The sequence below is a fragment of the Gracilibacillus dipsosauri genome, from assembly GCF_003176895.1.
Classification (GTDB): Bacteria; Bacillota; Bacilli; order Bacillales; family Amphibacillaceae; genus Gracilibacillus; species Gracilibacillus dipsosauri.
The window spans coordinates 159,916-171,794 of sequence record NZ_QGTD01000021.1 but is presented as its reverse complement, the minus strand read 5'-3'; the positions used below and the strand labels follow the sequence as shown (position 1 = coordinate 171,794).

General features: G+C 36.1%; 10 protein-coding genes and 1 pseudogene. 2 read left to right on the top strand and 9 right to left on the bottom strand.

What is annotated here, in order from left to right:
* Nucleotides 1-28: 28 nt before the first annotated feature.
* From DLJ74_RS19945 to DLJ74_RS19910, 8 genes are all read right to left on the bottom strand, one after another.
* Complete coding sequence (locus DLJ74_RS19945) at nt 29-811, bottom strand: ABC transporter ATP-binding protein (protein ID WP_109985801.1); 783 nt, start codon at nt 809-811, stop codon at nt 29-31.
* Complete coding sequence (locus tag DLJ74_RS19940; protein WP_109985800.1) at nt 808-1,812, bottom strand: FecCD family ABC transporter permease; 1,005 nt, start codon at nt 1,810-1,812, stop codon at nt 808-810. The genes DLJ74_RS19945 and DLJ74_RS19940 overlap by 4 nt, the downstream gene beginning before the upstream one ends.
* Complete coding sequence (locus DLJ74_RS19935; protein ID WP_109985799.1) at nt 1,805-2,800, bottom strand: ABC transporter substrate-binding protein; 996 nt, start codon at nt 2,798-2,800, stop codon at nt 1,805-1,807. Before DLJ74_RS19935 ends, DLJ74_RS19940 begins: the two co-directional genes overlap by 8 nt.
* Nucleotides 2,801-3,111: 311 nt before the next feature.
* Nucleotides 3,112-4,077, bottom strand: a complete 966-nt coding sequence (locus DLJ74_RS19930; protein ID WP_109985798.1) for a DMT family transporter — start codon at nt 4,075-4,077, stop codon at nt 3,112-3,114.
* A gap of 56 nt (nt 4,078-4,133) precedes the next feature.
* Complete coding sequence (locus DLJ74_RS19925) at nt 4,134-4,973, bottom strand: AraC family transcriptional regulator (RefSeq protein ID WP_181397696.1); 840 nt, start codon at nt 4,971-4,973, stop codon at nt 4,134-4,136.
* Nucleotides 4,974-5,046: 73 nt separating this feature from the next.
* On the bottom strand, nt 5,047-5,709 hold the full coding sequence (locus tag DLJ74_RS19920; protein WP_109985796.1) for a hypothetical protein: 663 nt from the start codon (nt 5,707-5,709) through the stop codon (nt 5,047-5,049).
* A gap of 540 nt (nt 5,710-6,249) precedes the next feature.
* Entirely contained in the window at nt 6,250-7,455 is a 1,206-nt protein-coding gene (locus tag DLJ74_RS19915; RefSeq protein ID WP_109985863.1) for a Bcr/CflA family efflux MFS transporter, read from the bottom strand.
* A gap of 186 nt (nt 7,456-7,641) precedes the next feature.
* Complete coding sequence (locus tag DLJ74_RS19910; protein ID WP_109985795.1) at nt 7,642-8,667, bottom strand: ROK family transcriptional regulator; 1,026 nt, start codon at nt 8,665-8,667, stop codon at nt 7,642-7,644.
* 184 nt (nt 8,668-8,851) lie between these two features.
* Here DLJ74_RS19910 and DLJ74_RS19905 point away from each other — a divergent pair.
* Nucleotides 8,852-9,761: pseudogene (locus tag DLJ74_RS19905) on the top strand (conjugal transfer protein).
* A gap of 12 nt (nt 9,762-9,773) precedes the next feature.
* On the opposite strand, the gene DLJ74_RS20600 reads toward DLJ74_RS19905, so the two are convergent.
* Nucleotides 9,774-9,914, bottom strand: coding sequence for a hypothetical protein (locus DLJ74_RS20600; protein WP_181397695.1), 141 nt, complete (start codon nt 9,912-9,914; stop codon nt 9,774-9,776).
* 319 nt (nt 9,915-10,233) lie between these two features.
* Between DLJ74_RS20600 and DLJ74_RS19900 the strand changes: the two genes are divergently transcribed.
* On the top strand, nt 10,234-10,986 hold the full coding sequence (locus DLJ74_RS19900; protein ID WP_054860893.1) for an alpha/beta fold hydrolase: 753 nt from the start codon (nt 10,234-10,236) through the stop codon (nt 10,984-10,986).
* Nucleotides 10,987-11,879 lie beyond the last annotated feature (893 nt).

The following is an 11,879-nucleotide window of genomic DNA, read 5'->3' as shown; positions in this document are numbered from 1 at the left end:
TTCTATCAAAAAAATAAGTGGTAATCTTTCAATTTTTTAAAGGTTTCATCACAATTCGTAAAGTTTCATCATGTCCATCCTTATAGATATCCGCTTCTACTCCAAAAACCTCTTTAAACATCTTTTGATTCATAATCTTTTCGGGTGCTCCTTGACCATAGATACACCCCTTTTTTACAACAATCACTTCATCGGAGTAAGCTGCAGCATGGTTCAAATCATGTAAAACCATCACAATCGTTACCTTTTGATTCCTTTTTAATTGTGCTACTACTTCCAATACCTCCAATTGATGTGAAATATCTAAGTAAGTGGTTGGTTCATCTAAAAATAACAGTTTTGGCTGTTGTACCAAATTAAGAGCAATCCACGCACGCTGTCTTTCTCCTCCCGATAGTTGAGAAAGATTTCGCTTTCTTAGTAAATCTAACTTAGTTAAAGAAATAGCTTCTTCGATTAATATTTGATCCTGTTCATCTATCCTCTTAAACATGGATTTATGTGGTGTTCGACCATATGCTATTAATTGTTCAACAGTTAAATCCATAGAATCATTGACTTGTGCAAGCAGAGCGAGTTCTTGTGCTGCTTTTTTTGGTGAAAGTCGGTAAAGGTCTGCTTCCTTCCAATATACATTACCTTGACTTGGCTTTAGCTGACGAGAAAGTATATGTAGTAATGTACTTTTGCCAGATCCATTTGGGCCAATAATGCTATAAATTTGACCCTCTCTCAGCTCCAAATCCATTTGCTTTAATACTTGTTTATCAGAAAAAAAATGAGAAATGGAAGCAGTTCTTAATATAGTCATACCATTTTCCTCCTCAATAAATATAGAAAGAATGGCGCTCCTAATGCCCCCATAATCACTCCTACCGGTAATTCAATTGGAGCAAACATGATTCGTGCTATAGTGTCAGAGGCTGGTAGAATCGCTGCTCCTAAGAAAATCGAGGCTGGTAGGAGTACACGATAATCATTACCCACGATTAACCTTGCTGTGTGAGGAACTATTAAACCAACAAATCCTAATAAGCCAACGACACTGACAGCACTTGCAGCCAATAATGTTGCGACAGCCGTCATCGTGAACCTAATCCATTCAACTCTTGCCCCAAGACTCCTAGCTGTTCGATCCCCAAGCATTAACAAATTCATTCTTCTGATACCAATGATGGCCAAAAGAATACCTAAGATCGAGTAAGGAAGGATCACTTCCACTTCTGGCCAGCTTCTTGTACTTAAACCACCTACCATAAAATCAATGGTACCTTGTACTCTATCACTATAAAAAACCATCAAAGCAGATATACCGGATCCTAAAAATGCAGAAACAGCTACACCTGCTAGGATAATTCTTGTTGGGGCAATTCCTTTTTCCCATGCCAATGCATATACAATAAAAGCTACGATTGTTGCACCAATAAACGCAACAGGTGTTAGTAAATGAGGTAGGTGTGGATAGAGGATTAAGATAATCATTCCTGCTAAACCCGCACCACTGGATACACCAATAATAGATGGATCGGCTAGTGGATTCTTCATAATTCCTTGAAGTAATACACCAGCCACTGCTAAATTTGCTCCTGCCAATATAGCTACAATGGTTCGCGGAATTCTAATATTCCAAATAATATTCTGAAATTCACTTTCTAGATTTCCGCTAAAGGTTGACCAAATTTCTAAAAAAGGAATCTTCACAGAGCCAAATCGAATACTAAAAACTATAGAAATTACTAATAGGATTGCAAAAATAGCAACCATAAAACCTTTCCAGCTTGCTCTATCTCTTAATGCATGTTTCTCATTCATTATGAAACACTTCTGGATAGACGATTTCTGCCATATGCTTCATAGTGTCTGCATAATCAAAACCAGGATTTGATAGATATTTCTCGGAAGGGATAATATGAACATTCCCCTCTTGAACAGCTTTTAGTGAGTTCCAAGCTGGATTCGCTTCTAAATCTTCTTTGATTTTTTCCTTTCCTGCATCTACACTTCCATGAATCGTTAATAGCACATAGTCCGGTTGCTTTTCAACAATAGTTTCTAGACTATATGGGGCAGACGTTTGAGAATCAGGATTTGCTTGCATATCTTTTCCAATATTCTCTACATGGAGTAAATCTCCGATTTCAATTGCAGTCGTATTGGCTCTTTGAACAGAAACACTTTTCGCGGTAACATTTAGAACAACTACGGAAGGGTGGTCATCTTGTGGTAACTTATTTTGGAGATTGGATATCTCCTCTTCCGCTTCTTTTATTTTCTGACTAGCTATGTCTTCTTTATCCAATATTTCACCGATCAGCAATGCCACTTCTTTCACATCATCAAAAGAACGCATTTGCAGCAACGCAAATGGAATGTTGCTACTCTCCATGATCCCTTCCAAATTTGCATGGAAATTTGGTGACCCTATGACTAGATCTGGAGATAGGGCTACTAATTGCTCTGTATTAATTTGATTCACCGTCCCTAATTCAGGTAAATCCTGTGCTTCTTCAGGAATAGGAATTGCGCTAGTTGACATTCTTCCGACCGCTTCGCCACCTAAATCGTAGATCATTTTAAGCATTTCTGGTGATAGTACAACTATCTTCTCTGGACGTTTTTCAAGGATTACTTCTCTTTCCATGCTATCTGTAAAGGATAGTTGCTCTTGATCTATATCATCTTGATTCTTGGCGACAGCCTCTTTAGATGAAGATTCATTTTGTTGACAGGCCGCCATAAACACAATCCCGAAAATAGCAAGTACCATTATGAATGATTTGCTCGTTTTTAATAAATTCACCAAAATATTCCCCGCCTTTATCGTAATTATTACGATTTACTGAATAAAAAAACTTTCCATTTATGTAAGGTGCGTCTTTCTTCACTCCCCTTTATTAAATAACTATATACATCGGAATAAATCGTAATGATTACGTATTATATCATGTTTTCTGAGAGTTGCAACCTTTTTTCCCTCTAGCATCTTACAATAAAGTGAACTTCAATCAGAGGAGTTTACTGCCAGTTTACGCTGGGTAAAATATAGCAACCAGAGCACGTAGCAATATAAGGCTTAGGTTGCTTTATTTTTATTAATAAGTTAATCGTTTTCTATAGACTTTTGTTTAGAATTTTAAATCCATTAATTCTCCAAATGCCAAATGTAACACCGAATAGAATAAAAAAGATACTCATCCATTCCCAAATAGTAGGAATGGTCATGTGATAGACAAAAGAATAAAGGAGCCCAAATAATGTCTCAAAAACAATCATCATCCCAGCCATAGATACGGTTAAGCGCATTGAAGTTTGGTTCCAAGCCCATGTCGCTATCCATGAAGCAATAATACCTAACACGATAATACCAATAAAATAATGCGTAAGATAATCTTTAGCCAAAAGGTTACTCATTATTTGCTGATTGGTTACCCAACTAATAAACAAAACGAATAACACCAATGTTAATGTTTGAATCCCAACCATCGTAGAAAAAAGATCAGCAGAAACTTGGGATTCTTTTTTAAGAAAATTGGCGTTAGATATTCCATACCAGGTCCAAAAGGTGAGCGCAATGAAACAGCATAGCAATCCGAGCAAAAGATTCCCCTTTGAAACAAGGATACTACTGTCATTTCCTTGTTCACTACTATACACCAGAAGGATTCCTATTAGTATGGAACATGCAGGAATTAACATGATTTTAAAAGGAAATTCTTTATTCAGTAAATTTCCAACAAAACTGATGACAATCGGCAATGTTCCAATAATTAATGTAGTAATGGTAGCTCCTGCATATTGGATTCCTAATACTAGAAAGAAGAAATAACCGACATTTCCAGTAAAAGCATAAAGCAACGCTCTAGACCATATTCTTATCGGAATAGGTAAGATATGTTTTTTGTAGATAATGAATAAAGTAAGAGAATATAAACCATACATCAAATAGCGCCCTAAAGTAATTTCCAACGAAGTGAAAGTGGAGAGCATACTCGGTATAAGAAAGGCTAAACCCCATGCTGCGCCTGCAACTATACCAAATATAACTCCTAAAAAAGATGATTGGTTATTATCGCTCAATTCTGTTCCCCCTCAAAAAATCGTGATGTGATTTGATTATAGGGGAAAGATGGTAATCAGTATTGTACATCCTTGCTGGCAGCTACATACTGTCCGGGCGTAATTCCAAAAATTTTCTTAAAACGTCTGGAGAAATGGCTTTGATCGACAAAACCTACAGCTACCGCTACTTCCGCAATTGTTATTCCGTTATCTAATAATTTCTTTGCCTTTTCCATTCGAATTTGACTAAGATAAACATGAGGTGATATACCGCATTGCTTCGAAAATGTTCGAGAGAATTGAAACTCACTTAAACCTGATATTCTTGCCAGTGTTGATAACGTAATATCTTCATCATAACATTCGTGTATGTAGTCTTTTACTCTTTGGATTCTTTGTTGTGGTAAAGTGCTTTCCTTCACATGATTCCATGATTTTTCCGCAAAACCTTGTAGCAGCATTGAAAAAAAACGGATAAATTTCTCTTTTTGCTCCAGTTCAGAGTCTGAATATTCTAGAGTGTAATGCAAATCTAGGAACAAATAGACTATTTCAGGATCGCTAATCAGCACTTTTTTGAAAAACAAATGATTTTTAGCTGTATGCTCGATCCCTAATATCTCTTCAATTAATTTTTTTTCTGGATAAATCATACGATAAGTATAGCCACAAGTGTTAGCTGGATAGCCTGTGTGAACTTCTTCAGGATTTATAATAACCAAATTATTTTTCCGCGCAAATTGTATTTCTCCCTTATAGTAAAATCCCTCCACACCATCTTCAATAACTCCGATAGCAAATTCACGATGGGCATGCTTAGAGAAAGCATGATTAACATAGCTAGCACGTAAACAAGCCATTAAATCCAAATGTTTACTTTTCCAAAAATTCACCTTATCTGTTTGTGTGTTCAAAATAAAATGCCCCCTTGCTTTCTCCTCCACTTCTTTTTTTAAAGCTAAATGCATTTCTTTTTCTCGTACTCTCCTAAAAATCCTCGAAGCTGTTTGTTTCCATATCTATCAGCCAATGATTTTTAAGTGTCAGTGCACGTTCAAGGGCAGCAATAGCTGAGAGAATAAGTAAGGTTATGTTCAGCGATTGTGGCAGTTGAATAGGTGAGGTAAAAGTAGCGACATGCTCTCTGATAAAGTCCATATATGTAATAACCTCAATGATTTGCGGAATTCCAAGTACAAGTGACACAAGTAGAGTAAAAACAGCAATCCAACCAATCCATTTACTAATCATTGGAAATTTCCAGTGAAACCTTTTCCTCAAGCCCTCAGCACTTCTGCGATCTGGTTCAAGCATTTGTTCTGCTTCTCCACTTACATAATGCATACGCTTCAAGCCATACATGGTCATGTCGAGCTCAATGTATCCATCTGGCACCGGAAAAGATGCAGGTACATCAGATGTAGCGGTATGCCGATCATCGATATAAAGCTTTGCCTGCTCTTTCTCGTCAAAAAACTCTACACTGACAGAATACTTCCTCCTTACACCTTCTTGATCGTTCAAATGTATATGAAAGATTGTCCTCGTAAACAATTGCCAGAACCGAAAGGGCTTTATCCGATGTCCATCACCTTCTTTAATTTTCTTCACTCTCTTATTTCGCTGCCATTTTTTATATTGTTTTAGCATCATGATCACCTCTATTTTTGGTGGAAATAAATAGGTTACTCTATTAATATAGATTACACAATTTATAGATGGAAAGAAAGTTAAATTTACCTATTGCAATGGAATTTGAGCTAAAGACAAACTTTCTAAACGGTTTAAAAATAGAATTGAATGTGTCTGTGTAACATTGTGCAACTTGTATTTCATTATTTTAGGCTATCTTAAGCACCCGCTTACTATATCGATTTATTAAGGTTATCTTACTCTGCACTCGACTATTACCTCAATATAATTTTGATAAGGATCGAAATGATGCTAGAGCAACAAGCCTAATAATCACGATATAGTCATTCACAAATGAATTGAAAGTACAGAAATTGAAAAGAATGACAGCGATTTTTTGGATGCTTGGAGCTAGACACAATTGAGCATATCTTTATTCTTTTTCCCATAAAAAAAGCCCAACTGAAATAAAATCAGTGGGACAAATAATTGTATATGTTCATTTTCATGAGAACTAATAATCTTCATAACTAGCATTGTACGAAAACAAAAGGTACATCATGCCTCAACCTCAACCTTTTTAACGCATGTAAATAATATAATAAAACCGATGAGGGAGGTTGTAAATAATATTGCCCCCATTGGAATCGACGATGCCTCATTAATACCCGCAAGTGGTGAAAATATGGAACCAAGCAATAATGGAAGCATACCTAAAACTGCACTTGCACTTCCTGCACGATGAGCTTGATTAGCCATCCCTAATGTAAAGGTACTTGTCGTAATCATCCCCATCGTAATCATGTATATAAAAATTAAGATAACGAGCGATACTAATGGTCCTTCTATGATTGTCATCACAAGCAAAAGCGAGGTTGCAGTTAACGCAACCACAACTGCGGTCTGAAGCAACTTTTGTTCGTGAATAATTCCACTAAAACGCCCTATAAGAAAGCTACCTGTTATAATTGCCAGTCCATTGATACCAAATAACACACTAAATACTTGAGGAGATACTCCATAAATATCCTGATAGACAAAAGGTGTACCAGATACATAGGCAAAACTGCCGCCATGGACAAAACCAACTACTAAGGCATAGCCAATAAATGAACGATCCTTGAGCAAGCTGCCCATCGTTGTTAATGAAGCTCCTACCGAACTTGGAATCCGTCTACTTGCTGGTAATGTTTCTTTTAGTTTTGTTGCAACTACCATGACCATTAACAGCCCAATGAAGCCTAAAAAGAAAAAAATACTTTTCCAACTGGTCGCTTCAAAAGACAAGATGAAACCACCCATTATTGGTGCTATCATCGGAGCTACCGCATTAATAACCATTAGTAATGAAAAAAACTTCGTAAGTTCTCGTCCGTTGAACACATCTCGTACTACTGCACGTGAAAGAACAACCCCTGCAGAGGCGGTTAGTCCTTGTATAAATCGTGCTGCAATCAATACCACAATATTAGGAGCAAGGGCACATAGAATGGACGCTAAAGCAAACAGGAACGTAGCAACAATTAACGGTTTCCGTCTTCCTTCAGCATCACTAATAGGGCCAACTAGCAACTGTCCTATCGCCAGCCCTAGTAGGCATGCCGTTAAACTTGATTGCACAAGTGTAGCACTTGTATCTAAATCTTGAGCAATTCCAGGGAAACTAGGCAAATACATATCAATATTAAGTGGTCCTAAAAAGGCAAGCAATCCAAGGAGCAATGCTAATCCCAATCGAGCTGTTCCTGTCGGATTATGTTGTATTGCTACTTCTTTTTCAAGGTTCATTTATCATCACTCCTAAATATATCAAAACTCACTGATTTCATCCCATAGCTTCCTCATTTGCTTTTTCATTAATGATTCCCTCATTCTTGAAGCTATTAACCACTTTTTAAACTACTTTAATAAGTAGTAACATAAATTCCTTAGAATCTTTTAAAAAATATTCTATATTGGTCGATTCATTATTAAATCTAGACCTAACTTCCGTAACCCAAATAAATAGTCTTGTCTCCAGTTGCTCATCACAATCTCGGGAAGATGCTCTGATGGGATATAGGTTGAGCTAATCCTATTAATCTCTTTTACCAGCCGTTGATTCATTTCATCACTACAAAAAATAATTGTATGAGGGTTGATGATTGCTACGAAGGAGGCGACTAACCTGCTGATAGCATCGATTTGTTTATTTTCATAAATCAGTTTCTTACCGAAGCTGGCTTTTTTTTCAAAAGCTTGTCCAAAATTTCGATCACTATATTGAGGCACAAAGGAAATCTCCCCGGCAAAAAATGTGCTTCCACGAACGACATCACCATTTATCATAAATCCAGCACCTTGACCATTGTGACTAACATTTAAATAGACGAGTGATCGATTATCCTTCATCCTTCTGTGATAGTAAAACCCAAGTACAGCTGCATTCATATCATTTTCAATGACAACAGGCAATGAAAAATAATCCTCAAAGTGGCCCTTTAGATCAACATTTTGAAATGATTTATAGTCTGGTATATAAAATATTCGATCATTATTAACCGAACCCGGCACACCAATTGCTAAAGATTTAATTTTCGAAGAGTGCGTTGTGATTATTTCTTCAATAAAAGTTGTTAATGAAGAAAGCCCATCATCTGTTAAGACACTTGGTCCTTTCCCTTCTTCTTTAACTTCCCCCGCACAATTAAAAATAAGATAATTCACCTTGTCACGCTCTAAGATAATAGCCAAACCTAACATACAGTCGTGATTATACAGGTATCGTTTGGCCCTTCTTCCTCCACTCGATTCATCTAAACCAACTGATACCACTTCCTCATTTTTCTCCATTCGCGAGAGGAACTTACTTATTGTCGGGAAGCTAATATCTAATGTATCTCTAAGTTCGCCTTTAGTTGCACTTCCATTTTTGAACATCACTTGACGGATGCTCGATAGGATTTCTTTATCTAATGATTTTTCGGTCTCATTCATCATTATTACACCTCATTCAACTTATTAAAGCCTTTTAATAAGTGACATTCCTAATGTAGCATACCACATGATGAAATTCAATAAGTCTATACTTATTATTAAACTCCATCTGTAGACTACAACCTACTGGCAAAAGCACTTAATTGGAGCTGGACGTATTAAACAATAGAAAGGTTTGAATCAGATGAGAAGATTTTTTAAAAGAAAAGAAAAACAAACGACCGAAGCAAAATCCAGAAAAATGAAAGTACGGACTGTCGGTACACGTAAAAAACAGTAACTCTTTTATGGATATTACTTATTGGTAGCCTAGCCTTTGGGATCTATAAAAACTTTACAGCAATTGATCAACATACCGTTCATGAAAGAGAAATCATTGAAACCAAGATCATGGATACCAATGCGATTGAGAGCTTTACGAAAAACTTTGTGAAAGATTACTACACATGGCAAAATGAAAAAGATTCCATTGAACAACGGGTGGAAAAGATCAGTCACTATTTGACAGAGGAATTACAAGCATTAAATACCGATACTGTTAGAGTGGATATTCCTACTAGTTCCAGTGTGAGTGGTATTGATATCTGGTCAGTGTCACCAAAGAATGATAGTACCTATGCGGTTGTTTATTCGGTAGATCAAAAAATTACGGAAGATAAAAATAGCGAAAGGGTCCGATCCACCTATCGAATCATACTACATCAAGATAATATAGGTAACTTAGTTATTAAACAAAACCCTACCTTATGTAGCTACCGAATAAATCAGACTATGAGCCACAACAACCTGAAAGTAATGGTACAGTTGATTCCGATACTGTGCAAGAAGTGACAGAGTTTTTGGAGACGTTCTTTACATTTTATCCGACTGCAACAGAACAGGAACTTGATTATTATGTGAAAAATAATGCTTTACCACCGATTGGTAAGGATTATCTATTTTCAGGGCTAGTCAATCCAGTATTCCAGACCATAGAGAACCAAATAAAAGTATGGGTTACTGTTAAATATATTGACGAAGCAACAAAAGCCACACAGTATTCGCAATATATAATCACGTTAGAAAAAGATACAAATTGGATGATTGTCGAGTAAAAATGATTAAGTTTATTTACTGTAGCTTTTTAGAATAAAGGTTTGATCAAAAACAACCCGCAGACCCATAATTAAATTAAAAGAACCCGTTTTGAACCAAGCTGTTTCAGCGATCATTTTTCTTTTGTGATCATGATCAACTATTTTCGGCATTTAAATCACCTCTTGCTTTTATTTCACACACTGTGTTATTATCGTTTCATCACAGTGTGTGAAATAAATAAGGGGGATGTTTAGGTTCTAAAATCACTCATTGGAACATTAAAGCGGATGGACATTAATAAAGTCGTGAAATAGGACCTTCTTAAACAATTAAATCATTTGTAAGGTACATTAAACTTCCTTTTTAACCGAACAAGTTTAATAAATGGTTTTATGAACTGTTTGGGGGATATGAAAAGGAATCTTAGAAATGAAACGAAGATAGTCATGAGCAGTGCCTACTTTTTTCAGGGAAAGGAGATTGAAATAGATGGATCTTCATTACGAAATTAAAGGAAACGGAAAGCCGGTTATACTCCTTCATAGTGGAGCTATGGATTCACGTGACTGGGAATTCATCACACCACATCTTTCAAAGTCGTTCAAAGTAATCACTCTTGATGTCCGGGGTGCAGGAAGGTCACCCATTCCGAATGAACCCATTGATTATGTTGAGGATCTTAGAAAACTTTTGGACCATCTTAAAATTAAGAAAGGTGCCCTCGTTGGACATTCCCTAGGCGGACAAATTGCAACTGATTTTACTCTGACCTATCCGAAAAGGGTTTCTCAACTGGTATTGGTCGCTCCAGGCCTGTCGGGGTTTAAATTTTCTTCCGAACATGCGGAATTAGAGAGCCGAGTTTCTAAAGCTGCACCAGATGTCGAGAAAATGACTAATATAACATTAAGTGAGCCTTCCTGGAGCGTTTCTATCGGAAAAGCATACGATTTATTGCGCGAAATGATGATACATAATATTCAAAAGTCCTTTGATTGGAAAACATTCGAAACTGTCTCCTTCAATTCAGCGATGGAAAGATTGGGAGATATTAAAACGAAGACACTTTTTATCATAGGCGAGGAGGACTCAGAAGATCTCTTTAAAATCGCACAATTATATAAGGAAATTCCCAATATTAACTTTGTGAGTATACCTGGCGCTAATCACATCATCACTTTGACCCATCCTAAGAAGGTTTCCGACCACATCAGTCATTTTTTGACCTTACTAGAATGGTAATATCACGAAAACACAGATAAGGGATCCGTTCCAGTTCGGGAAAATCGTAAGTGGAAGCAATCGACTCACCATAATGTTATCCAGAATGTGGTTACCGTCAGAAAGTCTTTAAAGACTACTTATCATTTAAGTTTGAGACTCCTAAATGGCTTGAGGTAGATGAAATACATTGAATATGCCTTTGAAGTTATAGTCCGTTTGTGTTAAAACGAGTTGCACTTCAAAGGGGCATTTTGTTGAACAGTTGCATGAAGTAGCTTTATTATATTACAGCTTTTCCTTCCATTACAGGCATAGCCGTCATATTTTTAGTAAAAATACAGTTCACGGATAAGCTTGTAACTTGTTGAAGTTAAAAATAAATTATTTTAGAATGGCAGGAAATTAGAGGAAAAATTCATATTTTGAATCATAGGTTTAAAAAATAGTTACTTTTCAATAAAAATCTGATAGGAAGTGTGAAAAAAATATGTTGGATACTATATGTTTTTTTTGCAAAAATAAATTTACGATTAATCATTCTGATTCACAATATTATAAAATCAAAAAAGGAGAAAATAAATACTATATATGTAAAAGTTGCAATAATTCATTTCAACAAGAAGCGATTAATAAAACTGGAATAAGTCCGGATCAAATTGATGATTATGATAAGTTTTTCCGGTATAAATAAAACTCTCTTTAATATCGCGTAAATGTCAATTTTCTCATCATTCTTATAGCCGAACATCTTTACTTAAAAATCTGAAGGGAATGCCAAGGCATCCATATTCTGTTAAAGAGGTAGTTAATTGAGTAAGAATTAATGCTTTTTTGTTGAAGTTTTTAAGCGAACTAGCAGGTAGCTAAGAAGGGAATTTATTTTACGACGTAGAAATAGGTATAATAGTATT